This window comes from Pseudomonas sp. AN3A02 (genome assembly GCF_011765255.1).
In the GTDB taxonomy this organism is placed as follows: Bacteria; Pseudomonadota; Gammaproteobacteria; order Pseudomonadales; family Pseudomonadaceae; genus Aquipseudomonas.
Genome location: NZ_JAARNI010000001.1, coordinates 1,995,233 through 2,016,417, shown reverse-complemented (window position 1 = coordinate 2,016,417; position 21,185 = coordinate 1,995,233). Strand labels below are relative to the sequence as shown.

Here is a 21,185-nt window from a genome sequence, read left to right as displayed (position 1 = left end):
GCCCGCTCCCACAAGGGATTTCTGGTCTCAGGTAAATAGCGCACACACAAAAACGCCCGGCATAACCGGGCGTCTTGTATTGACTTGATTAACGGGCGCGGTAAGTGATGCGCCCTTTGCTCAGGTCATAGGGCGTCAGTTCGACGCGCACTTTGTCACCGGTAAGAATACGGATGTAATTCTTGCGCATCTTGCCGGAGATATGCGCGGTTACGACGTGCCCATTTTCCAACTCCACACGAAACATGGTGTTGGGCAGGGTGTCGACGACAGTGCCTTCCATTTCGAAGCTGTCTTCTTTCGACATGCAGTAAAGCCCTCGGTATCCAGTGAATGGCCCGGTGCAACTGCGCCAGGCAAAAGCGGCGTGCATTGTGCCCGAAAAAGGGTGTTTAAGCCAAGAGGTTCTAGTTCAAGGTGACCCATCTTTGGTTAATTAACAGCTCAATGGGCCGATATTGGGTCTTGTAGTTCATCTTTTTGCAGTTTTTTATCCAGTATCCGAGGTACACCGCCTCCAATTCCATGCGCAGGGCTTCGCCGATTTGCCACAGGATCGCAAAGCGTCCCAAGCTGCGCCGCTCCTCGCTAGGCTCATAAAAGGTGTAGACCGCCGACAGGCCATTGGGCAGCAGGTCGGTGACGGCTACCGCCACCAGGCGTCCCTCAAGGCGAAACTCGTAGAAGCGTGAGAAGGGCAGGTCGCGCACCAGGAAGGTGGAAAACTGGTCGCGGCTGGGCGGGAACATGTCGCCGTCGGCGTGGCGCTGCTCGATGTAGCGCTGGTAAAGGTCGAAGTATTCTTCGCTGAAACCCGGTTTGGCGGCGGTGACGGTCAGGTCGGCATTGCGCTTGAGGATGCGTTTCTGATTACGGTCCGCCAGGAACTGCGCCACCGGGATACGCGCCGGTACGCAGGCGTTGCAGTTCTGGCAGTGGGGCCGGTAAAGGTGGTCGCCGCTGCGCCGGAAGCCCATTTCCGACAAATCGGCATACACATGCACGTCCATCGGCTGGCTGGGGTCGAGGAACAGCGTGGTGGCCTGCTCATCGGGCAGATAGCTGCAAGAGTGGGGTTGAGTGGCATAAAACTTCAAACGCGCCAGCTCGGTCATGATCAACCCTCGGATAAGCTTTGAAATAAGTGTAAGCCAGGTGCGGGGAAGTCGCCTAGGAAACCCATGGCGCAGAGCTGGTTTGGTCCAAATGGTCGCGCAGGTAGTTGGCAAAGTCGCTGCGGGGAATGGCGCGGGCGCCGAGGCTGTGCAGGTGGTCGGTGGGCATTTGGCAGTCGATCAGCACAAAGCCCCATGCCTGTAATTGCCTGACCAGGGTGGCGAAGCCGAATTTGGAGGCGTTGTCGGCGCGACTGAACATTGACTCGCCGAAAAACAACTGGCCCATCGCCAGGCCGTACAAGCCGCCGACCAGTTCGCCTTCGTCCCAGACTTCCACCGAATGCGCATAGCCGCGCTGGTGCAGCTGCAGGTAGGCACTCTGCATGGCTTCGGTGATCCAGGTGCCGTCGGCATAACTGCGCGGCGCCGCGCAGGCCTGGATGACGGCGGCGAAATCCTGGTCAAAGGTCACCGTATAACGCTGCTGGCGCAACAGTTTGCCGAGGCTGCGGGAAACATGCAGCTCGTCGGGGAACAGCACGGTGCGCGGGTCGGGCGACCACCAGAGGATTGGCTGGCCCTCCGAGAACCAGGGAAAGCAGCCATGGCGATAGGCCTGGATCAAGCGGTCGGCCGACAGGTCGCCACCGGCGGCGAGCAGGCCATTGGGTTCGCGCATGGCTTTGGCCAGCGGTGGAAACGTCAGGGTGTTGCGTTGTAACCAGGTCAGCATGGCATCCAGGCTTACGGAAGGGGAGGGCGGTAACGGCGATGTTGCCCGTTGCAAGAGCTGTGATTATTGTCGACGAAACGCTCTGGGGCTACCCCGAACATGGGATCGGTGCAGATAAGCATGAACGGGTGTTTCTGCAACTCTATGCCGGGGCCGTGGTCGTAATCGCGTACGTCGGTCGGCAAGCTAGCCTGGATTGGCAAAAACGGCTCATAAGCCTTTGTCAGTAAAGACAATGCATGCTCAAATTGAGCGTTATGAAACCGAGCACTGACTATGCTGTGTAACGTAGGGGCAAGTGCGTGGCATAGCGCACACAAATCCGTACAATGCGGCCATTCAGGCGTTATCGCCGTTTCATGAATCAGTTGCAGAGTGTTAAAAGTAGCTTCACTGGCACTCGTTCATTTTTTACCTGCTCGGATTGAGCAGTATTTTGCAGTCATTAATAGATGGACGCGCTAAAGGCGCAGGAAAAGACCCGTTTTGAAGAAATCCGCCGCAACACCTAAAGCCGCAGTCGTGCCCGCCTGGCGCCAGCACCTGCACTATCGACTCAAGGAAGGCGCACTGATCGCCATCGGCGCCCTGTGCCTGTTCCTGATGATGGCCTTGCTCACCTATGGCAAGGACGATCCAGGCTGGAGCCACAACAGCAAGATCGAAGACGTGCAGAACTTCGGTGGCCCGGCCGGCTCCTACAGCGCCGATATCCTGTTCATGGTGTTGGGTTATTTCGCCTATATCTTCCCGTTATTGCTGGCCATCAAGACCTGGCAGATCTTCCGTCAGCGTCATGAGCCATGGCAGTGGAGCGGCTGGCTGTTCTCCTGGCGCCTGATCGGCCTGGTGTTCCTTGTACTGTCGGGCGCCGCCCTGGCCCACATCCATTTCCACGCACCTACCGGTTTGCCGGCCGGTGCCGGCGGCGCGTTGGGCGAAAGCCTAGGCGACCTGGCCCGCAGGAGCCTGAACATCCAGGGAAGCACCCTGATGTTTATCGCGCTGTTCCTGTTTGGCCTCACCGTGTTTACCGACCTGTCCTGGTTCAAGGTCATGGACGTGACCGGCAAGATCACCCTCGACCTGCTCGAACTGTTCCAGGGCGCCGCCAATCGCTGGTGGTCGGCCCGGGTTGATCGCAAGCGCATGGTTGCGCAGTTGCGTGAGGTCGATACCCGCGTCAATGAGGTGGTGGCCCCGAGCACGCCGGACCGACGTGAACAAGCCAAGGTCAAGGAACGCCTGATCGAACGCGAACAGGCCCTGACCAAGCACATGTCGGACCGCGAGAAGCAGGTGCCGCCGGTGATCGCACCGGCGCCGCCCAAAGCGCCCGAGCCAAGCCACCGCGTGCAGAAAGAGAAACAGGCGCCGTTGTTTGTCGACAGCGCCGTGGAAGGCACCTTGCCGCCGATCTCGATTCTCGACCCGGCGGAAAAGAAACAGCTCAACTACTCCCCTGAATCCCTGGCGGCCGTCGGCCACCTGCTGGAAATCAAGCTCAAGGAATTCGGCGTCGAAGTCTCGGTGGACTCGATCCACCCGGGCCCGGTGATTACCCGCTACGAAATCCAGCCGGCTGCCGGCGTGAAGGTCAGCCGCATTTCCAACCTGGCCAAGGATCTGGCGCGTTCGCTGGCCGTGACCAGCGTGCGGGTGGTGGAAGTGATTCCGGGCAAGACCACCGTCGGTATCGAGATTCCCAACGAAGACCGGCAGATCGTGCGCTTCTCCGAAGTGCTGTCGACCCCGGAATACGACAACTTCAAATCGCCGGTCACCTTGGCCCTGGGCCACGACATCGGCGGCAAGCCGGTGATCACCGACCTGGCGAAAATGCCTCACTTGCTGGTTGCCGGTACCACCGGTTCCGGTAAGTCGGTGGGTGTGAACGCGATGATCCTGTCGATCCTGTTCAAGTCTGGCCCGGAAGACGCCAAGCTGATCATGATCGACCCGAAAATGCTCGAGCTGTCTATCTACGAAGGCATTCCGCACCTGCTGTGCCCGGTAGTGACCGACATGAAGGACGCCGCCAACGCCCTGCGCTGGAGCGTCGCCGAGATGGAGCGCCGCTACAAGCTGATGGCGAAGATGGGCGTGCGTAACCTGTCGGGCTTCAACGCCAAGGTCAAGGAAGCCCAGGACGCCGGCACACCGCTGACCGACCCGCTGTACAAGCGCGAAAGCATTCACGACGAAGCGCCGCTGCTCACCAAGCTGCCGACCATCGTGGTGGTGGTCGACGAATTTGCCGACATGATGATGATCGTCGGCAAGAAGGTCGAAGAGCTGATCGCCCGTATCGCCCAGAAGGCGCGGGCCGCCGGTATCCACTTGATCCTGGCCACCCAGCGTCCGTCGGTGGACGTGATCACCGGCCTGATCAAGGCCAACATCCCGACTCGCATGGCGTTCCAGGTATCGAGCAAGATCGACTCCCGGACCATCATTGACCAAGGCGGCGCCGAGCAGCTGCTGGGCCACGGTGACATGCTCTACATGCCGCCGGGCACCAGCCTGCCGATCCGCGTTCACGGCGCCTTCGTCTCCGATGATGAAGTGCACCGTGTGGTGGAAGCCTGGAAACTGCGCGGCGCCCCGGAATACAACGACGACATCCTCGCAGGCGTCGAAGATGCCGGCAGCGGCTTCGACGGTGGCAGCAGCGGTGGCGACGATGATGCCGAGACCGATGCGCTCTATGACGAAGCCGTGCAGTTTGTCCTTGAAAGCCGCCGCGCCTCAATCTCTGCGGTACAGCGCAAGCTGAAGATTGGCTACAACCGTGCTGCGCGCATGATCGAAGCCATGGAAATGGCCGGCGTAGTCACCTCGATGAACACCAACGGCTCGCGCGAAGTCATCGCGCCAGCGCAGATGCGTGACTGATTACGTGCCGCGTGGCAACACGCGGCACGCCTTGTAAACGAATCTAAGAGGACTCCCATGCGTCTTATCCGCATGCTGTTGTTGCCGGCATTGGCCCTGACTGCTGTTTCGGCTCACGCTGACCCGGCTTCCGTTGCGAGCCTGACCAACCTGCTGGACAAATCAAAGACCCTGAGCGCGCGCTTCTCCCAGTTGACCCTGGACGGTGGCGGCACTCAATTGCAGGAAACCGCCGGCGAAATGGCCGTGCAGCGTCCTGGGCTGTTCTACTGGAAAACCGACGCGCCAAACGAGCAGACCATCGTTTCCGACGGCCAGAAAGTCACCCTGTGGGACCCGGACCTGGAGCAGGCGACCATCAAGAAGCTTGATCCGCGCCTGAGCCAGACCCCGGCGTTGCTGTTGTCGGGCGATGTGTCGCAGATCAGCCAGAGTTTTGATATCACCTCCAAGCAGGCCAGCAACGTCATCGACTTCACGCTGAAGCCGAAATCCAAGGACACGCTGTTCGACAGCCTGCGCCTGTCGTTCCGCAACGGCGTGATCAACGACATGCAGTTGGTGGACAGCGTCGGCCAACGCACCAATATCCTGTTCACCGGGGTCAAGGCCAACGAGCCGGTGGCCGCGTCCAAGTTCAAGTTCGACATCCCGAAGGGTGCCGACGTGATCCAGGAATAAACTGCCTAGAGGTTTCAAACGCTGCCCATGGACCTGTTTCGAAGTGACCCGATTGCTCAGCCTCTGGCGGCGCGCCTGCGTTCGACCAACCTGGACGAGTACGTCGGGCAAGAACACCTGCTCGCTCGCGGCAAGCCATTGCGCGAAGCCCTGGAGCAGGGTGCGCTGCACTCGATGATTTTCTGGGGGCCGCCGGGCGTGGGTAAAACCACCCTGGCGCGGCTCCTGGCGAAAGTCTCGGATGCCCACTTCGAAACGGTTTCGGCGGTGCTGGCCGGGGTCAAGGAAATCCGTCAGGCGGTGGAAGTCGCCAAGCAGCAGGCCGGGCAATACGGCAAGCGCACCATCCTGTTTGTCGACGAAGTGCATCGCTTCAACAAGTCGCAGCAGGATGCGTTCTTGCCGTATGTCGAAGACGGCACGCTGATCTTTATTGGCGCTACCACCGAAAACCCGTCCTTTGAATTGAACAACGCCTTGCTGTCCCGGGCGCGTGTCTATGTGCTCAAAAGTCTTGATGAAGCAGCGATGCAAAAGCTGTTGCAGCGCGCGCTGAGCGAAGACAAGGGCTTGGGCAAGCGCCAACTGAGTGTCAGCGAGGAAGGCTTCAAGATTCTGCTGACCGCGGCTGACGGTGACGGTCGACGTTTTCTCAATCTGCTGGAGAACGCCTCCGACCTCGCCGAGGACGGCAGCGAGATCGGCGTCGATTTGCTGCAAAGCCTTTTGGGCGACACCCGCCGGCGTTTCGACAAGGGCGGTGAAGCGTTCTACGACCAGATTTCCGCGTTGCACAAGTCGGTGCGCGGCTCTAATCCCGACGGCGCGCTGTATTGGTTTGCGCGGATGATCGACGGCGGTTGCGACCCGCTGTACCTGGCCCGGCGCGTGGTGCGTATGGCCAGTGAAGACATCGGCAATGCCGACCCGCGGGCGCTGAGCCTGTGCCTGGCCGCCTGGGAAGTGCAGGAACGCCTGGGCAGCCCGGAAGGCGAGTTGGCGGTGGCCCAGGCCATCACCTATCTGGCCTGCGCGCCGAAAAGCAACGCGGTGTACATGGGCTTCAAGTCCGCCCTGCGTGCTGCCGCCGAGCATGGCTCCCTGGAAGTGCCGCTGCACCTGCGCAATGCGCCGACCAAGCTGATGAAGCAGCTTGGCTACGGCGATGAATACCGCTACGCCCACGATGAGCCGGACGCCTATGCGGCTGGCGAAGATTACTTCCCGGATGACCTTGAGCCGCAGCCTTTCTACCAGCCGGTGCCGCGTGGCCTGGAGCTGAAGATTGGCGAAAAGCTCAATCACCTCGCTCAACTTGACCGGCTCAGTCCGAAACAGCGGAGAAAGTAGTGCTCAGAACGATTCTTGCCGTGTCCGTGGCCGGCATCGCTGGTACATTATTGCGTTTCGCCACCAGCACCTGGGTCAGCGCCAACTGGCCGAAGCATTTTTATGCGGCGACCCTGGCGGTCAACCTGGTGGGCTGTTTGATCATCGGCTTGTTGTACGGGTGGTTTCTGCTTCGCCCGGAAGTGCCGATTGAGATTCGTGCCGGCTTGATTGTCGGCTTTGTAGGCGGTCTGACGACCTTTTCATCCTTTTCACTGGACACGCTGCGACTGCTGGAAAGCGGGCAGGCACCGGTCGCCTTCGGGTACCTGGCCATCAGCGTGTTCGGCGGGCTGCTCGCCACCTGGGCTGGCCTGTCCTTGACCAAACTTTGATAAACGAGAGACCGACATGCTCGATTCCAAACTGTTACGTAGCAACCTTCAGGACGTAGCGGACCGCCTGGCATCCCGTGGCTTTGCCTTGGATGTTGCGCGCATCGAAGCGCTGGAAGAACAGCGTAAGACCGTCCAGACCCGCACGGAAGCACTGCAGGCTGAGCGTAATGCGCGTTCCAAATCCATCGGTCAGGCCAAGCAGCGCGGCGAAGACATCGCGCCATTGATGGCGGACGTCGAGCGTATGGCTGGCGAGTTGGCTTCCGGCAAAGTCGAGTTGGACGCGATCCAGACCGAACTGGACTCGATCCTGCTGGGCATCCCGAACTTGCCGCACGAATCCGTGCCGATTGGCGAAGACGAAGACGGCAACGTCGAAGTCCGTCGCTGGGGCACGCCAAAAGCCTTCGATTTCGAGATCAAGGACCACGTCGCCCTGGGCGAATTGACCGGTGGCCTGGATTTCGAAACGGCGGCCAAAATGTCCGGCGCGCGCTTTGCCTTGCTGCGCGGCCCGATCGCGCGCATGCACCGTGCCCTGGCGCAGTTCATGATCAACCTGCACACCGGCGAACACGGCTACGAAGAGGCTTACACCCCGTACCTGGTTCAGGCGCCGGCGTTGATGGGTACCAGCCAACTGCCGAAGTTCGAGGAAGACCTGTTCAAGATCAGCCGCGATGGCGAAGCCGATCTGTACCTGATCCCGACCGCCGAAGTGTCGCTGACCAACATCGTGGCCGGGGAAATCCTCGATGCCAAGCAACTGCCGATCAAGTTTGTCGCCCACTCGCCGTGCTTCCGCAGTGAAGCCGGTGCATCGGGTCGCGATACGCGCGGCATGATCCGCCAGCACCAGTTCGACAAGGTCGAGATGGTGCAGGTTGTCGAGCCTTCGACGTCCATGGAAGCGCTGGAAGGCCTGACCGCCAACGCCGAACGCGTCCTGCAACTGCTGGAGTTGCCGTACCGCGTTCTGGCGCTGTGCACCGGCGACATGGGTTTCAGTGCCGTGAAGACTTACGACCTGGAAGTGTGGGTGCCGAGCCAGGACAAATACCGCGAGATTTCGTCGTGCTCCAACTGCGGTGATTTCCAGGCCCGTCGCATGCAGGCGCGTTTCCGTAACCCGGAAACCGGCAAGCCTGAGCTGGTCCACACCCTCAACGGTTCGGGCCTGGCGGTAGGCCGTACCTTGGTGGCCGTGCTGGAAAACTACCAGCAGGCTGACGGTTCGATCCGCGTACCTGACGTGCTCAAGCCTTACATGGCGGGCGTTGAGGTCATCGGCTAAATGGAATTTCTGCCGCTGTTTCATAACCTGCGCGGCAGTCGTGTGTTGGTCGTCGGTGGCGGGGAGATTGCCTTGCGCAAATCCCGGCTGCTGGCCGACGCCGGCGCGTTGTTGCGGGTGGTTGCTCCCCAGATTGAAGACCAGTTGCGTGAACTGGTGCAGGGCAGTGGCGGTGAACTGATTTTGCGCGGATATCAGGAGGCCGACCTCGACGGTTGCACCCTGATCATCGCCGCGACCGACGACGAGCCGTTGAACGCGCAAGTGTCCAGCGATGCCCGGCGCCGTTGCGTACCGGTCAATGTGGTGGATGCGCCAGCCTTGTGCAGCGTGATCTTCCCGGCGATTGTCGACCGTTCGCCTTTGGTGATCGCAGTGTCCAGCGGCGGCGATGCGCCGGTGCTGGCACGCTTGATTCGCGCCAAGCTTGAAACCTGGATTCCTTCGACTTACGGCCAACTGGCCGGGTTGGCGGCGCGGTTTCGCAGCCAGGTCAAAGGCTTGTTCCCGGATGTGCAGCAACGTCGCGCGTTCTGGGAAGAGGTCTTTCAAGGCCCGATTGCTGATCGGCAACTGGCCGGGCAGGGCGATGAAGCCGAGCGTTTGCTGGTGGAGAAAATCAACGGCGCGCCGCCTCACGCACCGGGCGAAGTCTACCTGGTGGGCGCAGGCCCGGGTGATCCGGACCTGCTGACCTTCCGCGCCTTACGCTTGATGCAACAGGCCGATGTAGTGCTGTACGACCGCCTGGTGGCGCCTGCGATTCTTGAGTTATGCCGTCGCGATGCCGAGCGGGTGTATGTCGGCAAGCGTCGCGCCGACCATGCCGTGCCGCAAGACCAGATCAACCAGCAACTGGTGGACCTGGCCAAGCAAGGCAAACGCGTGCTGCGGCTCAAGGGTGGCGATCCGTTCATCTTCGGGCGTGGTGGTGAAGAGATTGAAGAGCTGGCGGCCCATGGCATCCCGTTCCAGGTGGTGCCAGGTATTACGGCGGCCAGTGGCTGCGCGGCGTATGCCGGTATTCCACTGACCCACCGAGACTATGCGCAATCGGTTCGCTTCATTACCGGGCACTTGAAGGACGGGACTTCGGACCTGCCATGGAGTGACCTGGTGGGGCCGTCGCAAACCCTGGTGTTCTACATGGGGTTGATCGGGTTGCCGATCATCTGCGAACAGCTGATCCAGCATGGCCGCTCGCCGGATACACCGGCGGCGTTGATCCAGCAGGGCACTACGTCTAACCAGCGGGTGTTTACCGGCACCCTGGCTGATTTGCCACGCATGGTGGCGGAGCATGAAGTTCATGCACCGACACTGGTGATTGTGGGAGAAGTGGTGCAGTTGCGTGAGAAGCTGAAGTGGTTTGAAGGCGCTCAGTCGCAAGTCTGACAAGCGCGACACATTCCAACTGTAGGAGCGAGCTTGCTCGCGAAGGTCGTCAACGATAACGCGCTCATTCTGAATGAACGCGGTACCCTTGAGTTTTTCGCGAGCAAGCTCGCTCCTACAGGGCTTGGGTCAACTCCAGACGCCTTTCCCGCTCAACCGGTCTCGGTCATGAGCGGCATCAAACGCCTGTAAAGGCCCCTTCGGCACAATCCCCGTCGGATTAATCGTGCGGTGACTGGCGTAGTAATGCCCCTTGATGTGGGCAAAATCCACCGTCTCGGCAATCCCCGGCCACTGATACAGCTCCCTTAGCCAGTTCGACAAGTTCGGATAATCCGCAATCCGCCGCAGGTTGCATTTGAAGTGGCTGTAGTACACCGCATCAAACCGAATCGCCGTGGTGAAAAGCCTTACATCGGCTTCCGTCAGGTATTCCCCGGCCAGGTAACGATGCTCACCCAAGTGCTGCTCAAGGTGATCCAACTCGGCGAACACATCATCAAATGCCGCTTCATACGCCTTTTGCGACGTGGCAAAGCCTGCGCGATATACGCCATTGTTCACGGCGGGATAGATCCGGTCGTTCAGTGCATCGATGGTCGAGCGCTGGGCCTCGGGATAGAAATCCAGTTGATTGCCGGTCAGTTGATTAAACGCACTGTTGAACATGCGAATAATCTCCGCCGATTCATTGCTGACAATCCGCTTGAGTTTCTTGTCCCACAACACCGGCACCGTGACACGCCCGGTGTAGTTGGCGGTGTCGGCGGTGTAGCGTTGGTGCATGTAGGTGAAGTCGTCGAGCTTGTCGCCGCTGGAGCCGTGGGCCTTGTCGAAGGTCCAGCCGTTCTCGAGCATTAACCAACTGACCACGGACACATCAATCAGGCTTTCCAGGCCTTTGAGCTTGCGCAGGATCAAGGTGCGGTGTGCCCAGGGGCAGGCGAGGGAGACGTACAGATGATAGCGACCGGCTTCGGCCGCGAAACCGCCTTCGCCGGTCGGGCCGGGTTCGCCATCGGCGGTCACCCAGTTGCGGCGTTGCGCCTGTTCCCGTTGGAAGGCGCCGTCTGCGCTACTTTCGTACCACTGGTCATGCCAGCGTCCTTCGATCAGCAAACCCATGACTGACTCCTTGGCTAATAAGCGTTGGAGTGCAGTCTAAAGGTCTGAGTTCGAACAAAAAGCGCAAAGGCTGGGGGTTAATGATCGACTAAATCGATTTGTCCCGGGCGTCCCAGTACTGCTGGGCCAGTTCAAACGCTTGCTCCCGCGTGTGGCCGAGGCCACGCAAGGCCAGGGCCATGGTGGCGATCAGTGCCAGTTGCGGGTAGCTGTCCTGCACGTCGCCGCGCCATAACGCCTTGAGGTGCTCGGGCTCCAGGGCGGCAGGTTTGACGTGGCGCTGGGCCGAGAGGGCAGGCCACTCTTCATCCCAGCTTTCGCCGCCGGTGGTGCCGTACAAGTGGCTGATGGTGTCCGGGTTGATCTCGATCTCGCCGCCGTCGCCCTTGACCACGATGGTGTTGTCGCCGAGCAAGCCGCTGGCATCGCGGTGCACGCCCTGATAGCCCGGGTGGAAGATGCTTTGCAGGCCGCAGCGAGCGCTCAACGGGTTGAGGATGCGTGCCAGGGAGTGGATCGGCGAACGTAGGCCCAACGTGTTGCGCAGGTCGATCATGCGCTGCAGTTGCGGCGCCCAATCTCCCAGCGGAATAAACGCCAGGTTGCCCTGCTCAAGGGCGGCCTCGACCTGTTGCCAGTTGCGGCACAACGGAATCTGCAAGCCTTCCAGCAATTGCTCGGTGTAGAGCCGGCCTGCCGTATGTGCGCCGCCGCCGTGCATCAAGATGCGCACACCGTTCTGTGCCAGGCACTTGGCCGCCAACAGGTACCACGGCAGGTGGCGTTTTTTACCGGCGTAAGTAGGCCAGTCGACATCCACATTGAGTGACGGTGCATTCAAGCGTTCGCGCACGGCTTCGGTGAAACCGGCGAGTTCTTCCGGGCTTTCTTCCTTGTGCCGCAACAGCATCAGGAAAGCGCCGAGTTGGGTGTCTTCGACCTTCTCGTCCAGCAGCATGCCCATGGCTTCCCGGGCTTCCTCACGGGTGAGGTTGCGGGCGCCGCGCTTGCCTTTGCCGAGGATGCGCACGAACGGCGCGAACGGGTGCTCGGCAGGGGTTTCAGTGATCAACGGGGCAAAATCAGTCATAAGCAATTCGTCGGCCTGGGCAGGCCCGCCAGCTTGGCGGCGAGTTTGGCGGGAGTGCCTTTGAACAGTCGGTTGAGATGCAGGCTGTTGCCCTTTTCCGGGCCCAGCTTCAAGGCGGTGTACTTGATCAGCGGGCGAGTGGCGGGCGACAGCTGGAATTCGCTGTAGAAGCCCCGCAGCAGTTCGAGGATTTCCCAGTGTTCCGGGGTCAGCGCCAGGTCTTCTGCGGTGGCGAGGGCGTTGGCTACGTCGCTGGACCACGCGTTCAGGTCGACGAGGTAGCCGTCCTTGTCCAGTTCGAGAGTGCGTTCGCCTACGGTCAGGGTGTTCATAGCCAGGTGTTGACCTTGTTGTAATCGATCGACAGCTGGACGAAGGCCGGGTAATCGACACTGGCGGCCCAGGCAGGCACCGCAAGATTGCGCGCCTGGCTGTCTTCGGCCAGCACAAACACCTTCAAACCCTTGGCTTGCAGGGCCTGGAAGGGCGCACTGGCGGGTTGCAGGGCGTAGACGCCATCGCCGCACAGCAGGATCGCATCCTGTGCGCCACAGAGGCGCAGGCAGCTGTCCAGTCGGCTATCGGTAAAAGGAGAGTGGGATACCACATGCAAAGTCGACATCAGAGGGTAATCACCTGGTCGTAACGGTCAATCATCTGTGAGATCTGTTCGCTGCTCAGCGGCTGCGCGTTGCCGGATGCGGTCAGGCCACGCTCGGTGAGGCTATGGCTGCAGGCAAACACATCCTCAACCCCAAACAACTCCAAAGCCTGGAGGTTGGCGCTGAGGTCTTTCTGTTGCACAGCCTTGGCGTCCTGGCTTGCGGCCAGTTGAAACACGCCGTCGTCCAGAAACAACAGGCCAATCGGCAAATCAAACGCGCCGCCAGCCAGTACGATATCCAGCGCTTCACGGGCACTGGGGCCGGACCACGGCGCCTGTCGGCTGATCACCAGCAAGGATTTCGACATGTCACGGCCCTCCGAAGCAGATCAAACGGTCAGCGGCCTGGGCGGCGTCATGCAGTTGCCCAAGCCCGGACAGCGCCCAAGGCGCCTCCAGATTCACCGCGCTGCGCTGATAGCGGGTGGCCTCTTCGGCATTCAGCACCCCACGGCGCAGGGCCGCGGCGATGCACACCACGCCATCAAGCTGATGCTCGCTGACAAACTCGCGCCACTGACGGGCGATATCCTGCTCATCCTGCGGCGCAACAATGTTGGTGGACGCGCTGTAGACGCCATCCTGATAAAAAAACAGCCGCACAATTTCATGCCCGCCGGCCAGCGCCGCTTGAGCGAACAGCAAGGCACGGCGCGAGGAGGGCGCATGGGCGGCGGAAAAAAGCGCAATCGCGAACTTCATGGAACACTCTGAAGGCAAAACCTGTGGCAATGATAAAGCCGCAGGCAACAAAAAGCCCGCCGAAGCGGGCTTTTTACATGCGGCTGCGATCAGTCGTCGCGGCTCATGATGCCGAAGATCTGCAACAGGCTGATAAACAGGTTGTAGATCGATACATACAGGCTGATGGTGGCCATGATGTAGTTACGCTCGCCACCCTGGATGATCGCGCTGGTCTGGAACAGGATGCACGCCGAGGAGAACAGCACGAAACCGGCGCTGATCGCCAATTGCAGGCCGCTGATCTGGAAGAACATGCCTGCCAGCACGGCAGCCAGCAACACGAAGAAACCGGCGGTGATGAAACCACCCAGGAAGCTCATGTCCTTGCGTGAGATCAGCACGTAAGCCGACAGACCGCCAAATACCAGGGCCGTCATGGCAAATGCCGAGCTGACCACTTCCGCGCCGCCGGCCATGCCGAGGTAACGGTTAAGGATCGGGCCGAGGATAAAGCCCATGAAACCGGTCAAGGCAAACGCCGACACCAGGCCCCAGGCCGAGTCGCGCAGCTTGTTGGTCAGGAAGAACAGACCATAGAAGCCGATCAGCACGACGAAGATATTCGGGTAGCCGACGCGCATTTGCTGGGCTACGAAGGCCATCACGCCGCTGAAAGCGAGGGTGAGAGCAAGCAAGCCGTACGTATTGCGCAGGACGCGGCTAACTTCTAGCTGCTCAGCCTGCGCGTTTCCATTCACTGCGTAATTTTGTTCGCGCATGGCGACACTCCTTCAGTTTTGAAACATTCAGTCGCAAGGATCATAACAGACGCTCTGTAACAAGCGATGGCGAGAGTTTGACAGTGTGTTTCATTCGGGTATTATGGCGCCCGCTGAGACAGGATGGGCTACGCTAATCCTGTGTTGCACAAGGGAAATTGGCAGAGTGGTTGAATGCACCGGTCTTGAAAACCGGCGAACGTTAATAGCGTTCCCAGGGTTCGAATCCCTGGTTTCCCGCCAAGATTTACTCAAGAGCCCCGCTATTGCGGGGCTTTTGCGTTTCTGGGGTTCAGGAATATTGGCAGTGAAACATCTAACCGTTTCCGCATCATTTCAGGCAGTTTTCGCAACTCTGCAAAAAGTGGGGGTCAACGGGTAGGTTTCACGATCTTACCCCTGCGCCGATAAACCCTCTCGGGTATCAGTTCACTCTGGATAAGTCAGGCGCCCAAGCCGGGCGCGCTGACTGGCGTGATTCGTTGCTGATAAAAGGCGTAATTACAGGTGGAAGTCGCCCGCAGCCTCCGGCTGGTAAAGCACTTTCTTGATCTCAATCCGTCGGGTCCGATCAGCAATTCGCCAGTCGATGGCGTCTCCCTCCTGATAGCCAAGAATGGCGGCGCCTATGTCGGAATACACGGAATGCTTTCCTGCGTTGCTGTCCGCGTCTTCAGGGTAGACCAAGGCCACTTCGAACTCTTCGTCGTCCAGTTGCAGCAACGCCCTGGAGTTCATCGTGATGACATTGCACGCCACCTGCTGCGGCTTGACGACAATGGCTCGCTCAAGCTCATGTTCGAGTTCAACAACCGCCGGGCCTTGCTCGAACGCGATTAGATCCTCGAGCCTGGCCTTGTCGATTTCAGTGATGTAGATCCTGGTGGAGTCGTCACCGGCGCCTTCGCGCAAGAACTGGAGGTAGCGCGCCGCCGTCATGGAAAATGACTTCAATGTCGGCGTTTCGCTCTCAAGCATAAAGCCGCTGCGCAGAAAGGCTTTCAGCGAGCGCGAGTTGTCGGGGTGGATCTTGGCGATGAGCTTCTTGGCCCGCATGTCGAGGAAGGCCAGTTTCATGCCTTCGCGGATCGTGCGGGCGCCAAGGTTTCGACCCCATTTGTCGCTGTCTCCGATGACCAGGACTATCTCGCAATTTGAGCCGGTCTTGATTAGACGGACAAAGCCTACCGGGGCGTCATGCCGGTCATAGGCCATAAAGAATCTGCCGCCCCGGTTGAATAGGTGAGTCAGGATCGGCAGTTGAGTCCGATCAATGACTTGCTCAATGGAGCGGGAGACATGACGCGAATCGCTCAGATAGCAGGTGATGCGTTCATCCTCTAACCAATCCATCAACGTCAGCGCGTGCGCCCGAGTAATTTCAGGGCACAGCGAAATGAAAGGCTTGTTCATCTTAACCACACTTATTTGTAAAGGATTGAAGCCCTTCATGGATAAGTCATGGCGGTTCTTCGGCAACCGGATATTTTAAGACATACCGCGAGTAATGGCGAACACGCCAGAGAGTTCCAAGAGACCACCGCTTGCTGAACCCGAACCAGTCAAGCACTCAAGCCTCGATGAAGCCGACTCGTTTTCGTCAGCCAAAGAGTCTTTAAATGTGGTCGCGAATTGACGCACAATAAAACGTGTCTTTACGGATAATTCACGACTGCATCTACAGGAACTCAGTATGATCCGCCGCTATCATCCCAGCGACATTGACCACGTCCTCAATCTTTGGCTGGTCGCTTCGATTAAGGCGCACGATTTTGTCCCTGAAGCGTTCTGGCGCGAGCAATTAGGTGCCATGCGCGATCATTACCTGCCACAAGCCGAAACCCTAATACTTGAAGAGGAAAGTCGGGTACTTGGTTTTTTGTCGTTGCATGAGAATCGTCTAGCTGCTTTGTTTGTCAGTCCTGAAGCCCAAGGACGTGGTTTAGGTCGACAGTTACTGGACGAAGCCAAGCGCTTGCGCTCGTCCCTTGAACTGAATGTCTACAGTGCCAACGACCGAGCGATAGCTTTTTATCAGGCTGGTGGCTTTTCAACGGTTGCTGAGTCGCTCGATCCAGTTACAGGCCAGCAAGAGTTCACGATGCGCTGGGGCTGCAGTTGAACAAAGTCGTCACGAAGGGCGCTTCACATAGGCGGGCGGCCTGTTTATCCAATCGAGCCGGCCGTTCCTGGCTGGCTCAAATGTAAAAATTTTTATCTGCCCTCTTGAAGTTTTCCCCGGCGAACATAAATTTTCATCACGCGACGCCGAATGCGGGTCGCGCACTTAATCACTTGGATTTAATCAGGAGATTTTGAGATGGCTACTACCCTTTCGTTGGCCCCTTTGTTCCGCCAATCCGTGGGCTTCGATCGCTTCAATGACCTGTTTGAGTCGGCGCTTCGCAGCGAGGCTCCGAACACTTATCCGCCTCACAATGTGGAAAAGCACGGTGATGACGAATATCGCATTGTCATTGCAGTCGCTGGGCTTACTGAAGCGGACCTGGATATTCAGGTCGAGAAGGGCGTTTTGACAGTCGTTGGCGACAAGCGCGAAACCGAGAAAGCAGTCACTTATCTGCACCAGGGCATCGCGCAACGAGCGTTTCGGTTGTCGTTCCGGCTGGCAGATCATATCGAGGTGCGCGGTGCTTCGATGAACAACGGGCTGTTAAGCATCGACTTGCTGCGCGTGGTTCCTGAAGAGGCCAAGCCCAAGCGCATCACGATTGGCAGCGGGAAAGAGCCCGAACTGCGTCAGGTTAGTTTGCAATAAGTCAGCGGTAACAAAAAAGGCGCTCTTGGTAGCGCCTTTTTTGTGTGTGTGGAATCAAAATGCCTGCCGAACAATACCTGGCCACGCAGAGTACCCGGTCGATCCATCAACCGGGCACTCCCGTCTGTTTAGAAGATATTCAACGGATACTCCGTAATCAGCCGCGTCTGCACCAAATGCCCCCCGGTGGACGCATCGCCATCGTGCCAAGCTTCCCGCAGGCGGAAGGACAGCTTCTTGGCCGGTCCACTCTGCACCACGTATTTCACTTCGGCGTCGGTTTCGTGTTCCTGGTCGTTGGCACCATAGAACCCGGTGTAGGCCGAATTGCCGGGAGTATGCGTACCGTCGATGCCGGCACCGCGAATATGACGGGCCATGAAGCTCAGGCCGGGGGCGCCGAAGGTGCCCATGTCCAGGTCATAGCGCATCTGCCAGGACCGCTCGCCCGGGCCGTTGAAGTCGGAGTACTGCACGGAGTCGGCGAGGTTGATCGAGTTGCCGTAGCGGCCAGCACCGACACCGGCATTGGTCTCCCCAAAGCCGACATAGTCGAACGGCTCGTCACCATGAACTTTCTGTCCGGCGAGGGTGAAGGTCTGCGCGCCCAGGGTGTAGGCAGCCGCCAGCGAGGCGGCGGTGGTGTCGATGGTGCCGGCCTTGGCGCTGCCGTCGTCCAGTGTGCGATAGAGGTTGAAGTCCAGCGCGACGGATTGGTCGTCGGCCAGTGGATGAACAAGGTTCAAGTTGACGTAGTACTGGTTCCAGACATCTTCCAGATGCGCTCCGTACAGCGACGCCGTGAATTCCTTGCTGAACTGGTACTTGCCCCCTGCGAAGCTTGCCGACGACGCAGCCACACCTGCATAGCTGGCGAGAATGTCGCCGCTGCGCGAGGTGGTGGTGTTACCGGTGCCGGAGGTGTAGTGACCAGCCTCCAGGTTCAGGCCGGTGATTTCATGGCTGTCGATCTGGAAGCCTGATGCGGTCTGGGGCATCAGGTAGTTGTCGGCGGTGGCGAACACCGGCGATGTAGGCTGCAGGTCGCCGACCTTGAGCGTGGTGTTGGAAACACGGAACTTGATGTCTCCGCCGGCCTTCGCATAGCCTCGATCCGGATTGCCATTGGCGTCGGAGGGTATGGTCGGGCCGCCGGCACGGTCGGTGTCCCCGTCGATGCGCAATGCCAGGTCGGCAAACGCATCGATGCCGATGCCGATGGTGCCTTGGGTGAAGCCCGAGCTGTAGGTTGCCATCAGCGCCTGGCTCCAGTCACGGGTGTGGGCGCTGCTTCCGTTCTGGTTCCAGAACACGTTGCGGTTGAGGATATTCAAACTGCTGTCCGCGACGAAGCCCTTGGAGTCGGACTGATCGCTGGCGTAGCTCATGGCCGGCAAGGCAAATGCCAGCGCCACTGCCAAGGTATTGAGCTGAAGTAACGGTTGACGTTTTTTCATTATTTTTTGCTCCTGTGCACGAGTTCGTGTTGGAGCATTAAGGCGACAGCCCAGGCCATCAACAAATGAAACTGGATGAATGTTTTGATATCCCTTTTACTGAATTCCAGGCAAAGAAAAGCCCGCGATGGGGAGTGCGGGCTTAAAGGTGTTCACTTAGGAGCTGGGGTAACCATAAGCGCTCGACTGTGAAAGGGATGTGAAAGGTTGTTGGTTGCGTAGCGCATTGACCGCTATTGATCCTCCCCCCGCACAATCCTTCCCGCCTTCACCTCATCCGCGTACCCGCTGAGCTTTTCCTGCTGAGCCGCGAGCAGGGCGCCCATCTTCATGAGGGCGACAGCTTCGTCGGGTGATTTGGCGACCCCGGCGATACTGGCCAGCTCATTGACCGACCAGGCGATAACGGCCATCGCATCTTCGAGGTCGTAGAACAGCTCCTGCTGTGCGGTCCTTGGGCCGTCGAGCATTTCCATCAGTTCTGCCATTTACCCGTGCTCTCCAAAGAAGTGGTTCAGTGCCATCAGCTCAGACACCGTTGCGCCAATCCTCCTGTAACTCGGAAGACACGGCAATCGCGATTTTTCCTTGGATGCCGTTGTTAGGGCTCTCCAGCCGGGAATGGGCGAGTGGGATGTCGGCAAGCGAATAGACCGCGCCAAGATGTGGGCGCAGTTTACCGTTGGCTATCAGTGCGCTCATTTCATCCAGTTTGCCGCGGTTCTGTCGTGTGAAAACGAAGTGATAACTCGCGTTCTTGCCCCAGGCCTGAACCAGGTTTTGCGGGTGTGCAATGTCCACAATCGAGACCACGCGCCCCAGCTGCGCAAGCGCGTCCGGGCTGCGCGATAACGTGTTGCCGCCGATGGTATCGAACACGACATCGACTCCACGACCAGCCGTTTCTCGCTGGATGACGTCGATATAATCCTCCTTTTCGTAGTCGATGATCACATCGGCGCCCATGCTTCGTGCGAACTCGACGTTCACTTCGCGCACGGTTGTGAACACCTTGGCGCCCATGGCTTTTGCCAGCTGGATCGCCACATGGCCGACGCCTCCTGCGCCGCCGTGCACCAGGATGCTTTCTCCCACTTTGAGCACCCCCCGCACCACCAGCGCTTCCCAGGCTGTCCCGCCGACCAGGCTCAGGCTTGCTGCTTCAAGATGACTCAGCGAAGAGGGCTTCTTCCCGATAATGCTTTCGTGCGCCACGTGGTACTCGGCATAACTGCCCGGGCCTTCGAAAATTTGCGGGGTGTACCAGACTTCATCGCCGGGCGCGAAGGTCGTAACCCCCGGCCCGACTTCTTCAACAACACCCGATACGTCATGCCCGGTAATGGCTGGTAACGGCACCCAGTCGGAATAGTCGCCACGCCGGACCTGATAATCCAGCGGGTTGATGGAGGTTGCGTGTACGCGCACCAGGACTTGTCCTGCGTGTGGCACTGGCTTGGGCACGTCGCACAGTTCAAACGATTCCGGGCCGCCAAATGAATTGAGTATCAACGCTTTCACTGTATTTCCTCATTTCGATAAAAAGGGATATCGCGAAATCTCGATATCATGGGGCGAAAATTTACAGCTCTTTCCCCATGACTTCGGCAAGCATGCTGATGGTTGCTTCATTGCGCTTGTAGTAGGTCCACTGGCCGATACGCCGGACTTCCACCAGGCCCACTCGCTGCAGGGTTGCAAGGTAACCGGACACCGTCGACTGCGAGAGTCCGATACCTTCTTGGATGCTGCTGACACACACACCCACCGTGTGAACGTCACCTTCATCTTGAGGCGGGAAGTTCTTTTCGGGATCTTTCAAACCTTTCAGGATTTCGAGGCGTGTCTGGTTTGAGAGTGCTTTGAATATTTCGAGTAAGTCCATGGCGCGATCATATCGAGAATTACCGATATGTCAATGTGCAGGTCTGTGTCATTGCTACCATTTCGCCGTAAACCAATACCTGGCGAGCTTTACCTGGTTCCTGAGACCTGACTGACCTTTGATACACATGTCTTCCATTTCCTCGGCGGACTCAGGAGGACCTTTCTTCACGCTAGGCTTCAGGCCATCCTGATAGGTTGGGCCAAACTCCGCAGAGGACTCTGAAAGGAGTCGAATCGCTTTGGCATAGTCGTCTTCAAGATCCTGGGGCAGGGTGCCGCAAGCTGTTTTAGTGCGCTGATAAACCTGCCCCCACATGAAGCCCGATTTGTCAGGGGTGTTGAGATCCGAATAGGTATCGGCGGCTACGGGAGCGCAGATAAAAATCAGCGCCATTGCAGCTATTGACGTTTGCGTGTGCATCGCGAGTCAGCCCTTCCTTGCTTGCTTGAGGCGCACACAAATACCGGCAACCCGTCAGCATTTCAAGTCCTGTCCAAGCGAGCCCCCGTCTTTCTCTGAAGCAGAAATTACCCCCACCGTTCGTCCATTGCCCGGCACTCGCGAGCCCGCACCGTTTCTCATGTTCAAGCACGGACATCCCGCGCGCCAGAACGGAGAGCCAGCATGGAAATTGACGAGAAGGCCCCTGGAAACGTATCCCAGCAGGGCGTAACCCGTGGTACAGACAATGAAGCCGGGCATGATCCTCGGCGCGATCAACCTGAAGTACCTCTACCACCGGACGACGACGCCCCTCTGGAAGAGGATATGTCGGATGTAGACGCCGCCGATTCTGTCGCAAGTGAACACCCAGACAACTGACGCATCCGAACAAGCCCGACGCACACTGCGCCGGGCTTTTCGGTGTCGAGCGGC

The 21,185-nt window shown here is 58.9% G+C and carries 25 protein-coding genes and 1 tRNA gene; 10 read left to right on the top strand and 16 right to left on the bottom strand.

The genetic code is table 11. The annotated features are described in order from the left end of the window. Positions 1–88: 88 nt before the first annotated feature. From infA to aat, 3 genes are all read right to left on the bottom strand, one after another. Positions 89–307 carry a translation initiation factor IF-1 gene (gene infA, locus HBJ59_RS09345; protein ID WP_002553999.1) on the bottom strand — a complete coding sequence of 73 codons (219 nt, stop codon included), beginning with the start codon at positions 305–307 and terminating at the stop codon, positions 89–91. A 100-nt stretch (positions 308–407) separates the two neighbouring features. Next, the gene (locus HBJ59_RS09340; protein WP_167663359.1) at positions 408–1,115 is read right to left on the bottom strand and encodes an arginyltransferase; all 708 of its coding nucleotides are present in this window, start codon (positions 1,113–1,115) and stop codon (positions 408–410) included. Positions 1,116–1,170: 55 nt separating this feature from the next. After that, positions 1,171–1,851, bottom strand: coding sequence for a leucyl/phenylalanyl-tRNA--protein transferase (gene aat, locus HBJ59_RS09335; RefSeq protein ID WP_076016782.1), 681 nt, complete (start codon positions 1,849–1,851; stop codon positions 1,171–1,173). Positions 1,852–2,337: 486 nt separating this feature from the next. Here aat and HBJ59_RS09330 point away from each other — a divergent pair, with 486 nt between their 5' ends. The 6 genes from HBJ59_RS09330 to cysG are packed head-to-tail and all read left to right on the top strand — an operon-like array spanning position 2,338 to position 9,843. Beyond that, positions 2,338–4,746, top strand: a complete 2,409-nt coding sequence (locus tag HBJ59_RS09330; protein ID WP_167663358.1) for a DNA translocase FtsK — start codon at positions 2,338–2,340, stop codon at positions 4,744–4,746. 57 nt (positions 4,747–4,803) lie between these two features. Then, the gene (gene lolA / locus HBJ59_RS09325; protein ID WP_026078226.1) at positions 4,804–5,427 is read left to right on the top strand and encodes an outer membrane lipoprotein chaperone LolA; all 624 of its coding nucleotides are present in this window, start codon (positions 4,804–4,806) and stop codon (positions 5,425–5,427) included. A gap of 27 nt (positions 5,428–5,454) precedes the next feature. Beyond that, positions 5,455–6,777: a replication-associated recombination protein A gene (locus tag HBJ59_RS09320; protein ID WP_010172481.1), complete on the top strand. Its 1,323-nt coding sequence runs from the start codon at positions 5,455–5,457 to the stop codon at positions 6,775–6,777. Then, the gene (crcB, locus tag HBJ59_RS09315; protein ID WP_008431560.1) at positions 6,777–7,151 is read left to right on the top strand and encodes a fluoride efflux transporter CrcB; all 375 of its coding nucleotides are present in this window, start codon (positions 6,777–6,779) and stop codon (positions 7,149–7,151) included. Before HBJ59_RS09320 ends, crcB begins: the two co-directional genes overlap by 1 nt. Before the next feature lie 16 nt (positions 7,152–7,167). Then, the gene (serS, locus tag HBJ59_RS09310; RefSeq protein WP_167663357.1) at positions 7,168–8,448 is read left to right on the top strand and encodes a serine--tRNA ligase; all 1,281 of its coding nucleotides are present in this window, start codon (positions 7,168–7,170) and stop codon (positions 8,446–8,448) included. Further along, a complete protein-coding gene (gene cysG, locus HBJ59_RS09305) occupies positions 8,449–9,843 on the top strand; it encodes a siroheme synthase CysG (RefSeq protein ID WP_167663356.1) in 1,395 nt (464 codons plus the stop codon). 129 nt (positions 9,844–9,972) lie between these two features. Here cysG and HBJ59_RS09300 read toward each other — a convergent pair whose 3' ends face one another. The 7 genes from HBJ59_RS09300 to HBJ59_RS09270 all read right to left on the bottom strand — a co-directional run bounded on the left by HBJ59_RS09300 (position 9,973) and on the right by HBJ59_RS09270 (position 14,185). Further along, positions 9,973–10,968, bottom strand: coding sequence for a glutathione S-transferase family protein (locus HBJ59_RS09300; protein WP_167663355.1), 996 nt, complete (start codon positions 10,966–10,968; stop codon positions 9,973–9,975). 88 nt (positions 10,969–11,056) lie between these two features. Beyond that, positions 11,057–12,058: a glycosyl transferase family protein gene (locus HBJ59_RS09295; protein WP_167663354.1), complete on the bottom strand. Its 1,002-nt coding sequence runs from the start codon at positions 12,056–12,058 to the stop codon at positions 11,057–11,059. After that, positions 12,055–12,390 carry a TusE/DsrC/DsvC family sulfur relay protein gene (locus HBJ59_RS09290; protein ID WP_167663353.1) on the bottom strand — a complete coding sequence of 112 codons (336 nt, stop codon included), beginning with the start codon at positions 12,388–12,390 and terminating at the stop codon, positions 12,055–12,057. The genes HBJ59_RS09295 and HBJ59_RS09290 overlap by 4 nt, the downstream gene beginning before the upstream one ends. Then, complete coding sequence (gene tusB, locus HBJ59_RS09285; RefSeq protein ID WP_167663352.1) at positions 12,387–12,680, bottom strand: sulfurtransferase complex subunit TusB; 294 nt, start codon at positions 12,678–12,680, stop codon at positions 12,387–12,389. The genes HBJ59_RS09290 and tusB overlap by 4 nt, the downstream gene beginning before the upstream one ends. Next, positions 12,680–13,030, bottom strand: coding sequence for a sulfurtransferase complex subunit TusC (gene tusC / locus HBJ59_RS09280; protein ID WP_017479529.1), 351 nt, complete (start codon positions 13,028–13,030; stop codon positions 12,680–12,682). The genes tusB and tusC overlap by 1 nt, the downstream gene beginning before the upstream one ends. Before the next feature lies 1 nt (position 13,031). After that, complete coding sequence (gene tusD / locus HBJ59_RS09275; protein WP_017479530.1) at positions 13,032–13,424, bottom strand: sulfurtransferase complex subunit TusD; 393 nt, start codon at positions 13,422–13,424, stop codon at positions 13,032–13,034. 89 nt (positions 13,425–13,513) lie between these two features. Beyond that, positions 13,514–14,185: a Bax inhibitor-1/YccA family protein gene (locus tag HBJ59_RS09270; RefSeq protein ID WP_076016792.1), complete on the bottom strand. Its 672-nt coding sequence runs from the start codon at positions 14,183–14,185 to the stop codon at positions 13,514–13,516. A gap of 152 nt (positions 14,186–14,337) precedes the next feature. On the opposite strand from HBJ59_RS09270, the gene HBJ59_RS09265 reads away from it, so the two are divergent. Further along, positions 14,338–14,428, top strand: a tRNA-Ser gene (locus HBJ59_RS09265). A gap of 258 nt (positions 14,429–14,686) precedes the next feature. On the opposite strand, the gene HBJ59_RS09260 is transcribed toward HBJ59_RS09265, so the two are convergent. Continuing rightward, positions 14,687–15,598 carry a bifunctional GNAT family N-acetyltransferase/nucleoside diphosphate kinase regulator gene (locus HBJ59_RS09260; protein ID WP_167663452.1) on the bottom strand — a complete coding sequence of 304 codons (912 nt, stop codon included), beginning with the start codon at positions 15,596–15,598 and terminating at the stop codon, positions 14,687–14,689. Between the two features lie 280 nt (positions 15,599–15,878). On the opposite strand from HBJ59_RS09260, the gene HBJ59_RS09255 reads away from it, so the two are divergent. Both HBJ59_RS09255 and HBJ59_RS09250 read left to right on the top strand, forming a co-directional pair. Further along, on the top strand, positions 15,879–16,307 hold the full coding sequence (locus HBJ59_RS09255; protein ID WP_167663351.1) for an N-acetyltransferase: 429 nt from the start codon (positions 15,879–15,881) through the stop codon (positions 16,305–16,307). 198 nt (positions 16,308–16,505) lie between these two features. Continuing rightward, positions 16,506–16,964, top strand: coding sequence for an Hsp20 family protein (locus HBJ59_RS09250; RefSeq protein WP_003219642.1), 459 nt, complete (start codon positions 16,506–16,508; stop codon positions 16,962–16,964). Positions 16,965–17,092: 128 nt separating this feature from the next. Here HBJ59_RS09250 and HBJ59_RS09245 read toward each other — a convergent pair whose 3' ends face one another. From HBJ59_RS09245 to HBJ59_RS09225, 5 genes are all read right to left on the bottom strand, one after another. Continuing rightward, a complete protein-coding gene (locus HBJ59_RS09245) occupies positions 17,093–18,421 on the bottom strand; it encodes an OprD family porin (protein ID WP_167663350.1) in 1,329 nt (442 codons plus the stop codon). 233 nt (positions 18,422–18,654) lie between these two features. Next, the gene (locus tag HBJ59_RS09240; protein ID WP_017477095.1) at positions 18,655–18,909 is read right to left on the bottom strand and encodes a hypothetical protein; all 255 of its coding nucleotides are present in this window, start codon (positions 18,907–18,909) and stop codon (positions 18,655–18,657) included. Between the two features lie 40 nt (positions 18,910–18,949). After that, positions 18,950–19,942: a zinc-dependent alcohol dehydrogenase family protein gene (locus HBJ59_RS09235; protein ID WP_167663349.1), complete on the bottom strand. Its 993-nt coding sequence runs from the start codon at positions 19,940–19,942 to the stop codon at positions 18,950–18,952. 61 nt (positions 19,943–20,003) lie between these two features. Next, positions 20,004–20,306 carry a helix-turn-helix transcriptional regulator gene (locus HBJ59_RS09230; RefSeq protein ID WP_167663348.1) on the bottom strand — a complete coding sequence of 101 codons (303 nt, stop codon included), beginning with the start codon at positions 20,304–20,306 and terminating at the stop codon, positions 20,004–20,006. 54 nt (positions 20,307–20,360) lie between these two features. Next, positions 20,361–20,729 (bottom strand): hypothetical protein, encoded by a 369-nt coding sequence (locus tag HBJ59_RS09225; protein ID WP_167663347.1) that lies wholly within the window; start codon positions 20,727–20,729, stop codon positions 20,361–20,363. Between the two features lie 204 nt (positions 20,730–20,933). On the opposite strand from HBJ59_RS09225, the gene HBJ59_RS09220 reads away from it, so the two are divergent. Then, positions 20,934–21,131 carry a hypothetical protein gene (locus HBJ59_RS09220; protein WP_167663346.1) on the top strand — a complete coding sequence of 66 codons (198 nt, stop codon included), beginning with the start codon at positions 20,934–20,936 and terminating at the stop codon, positions 21,129–21,131. Positions 21,132–21,185 lie beyond the last annotated feature (54 nt).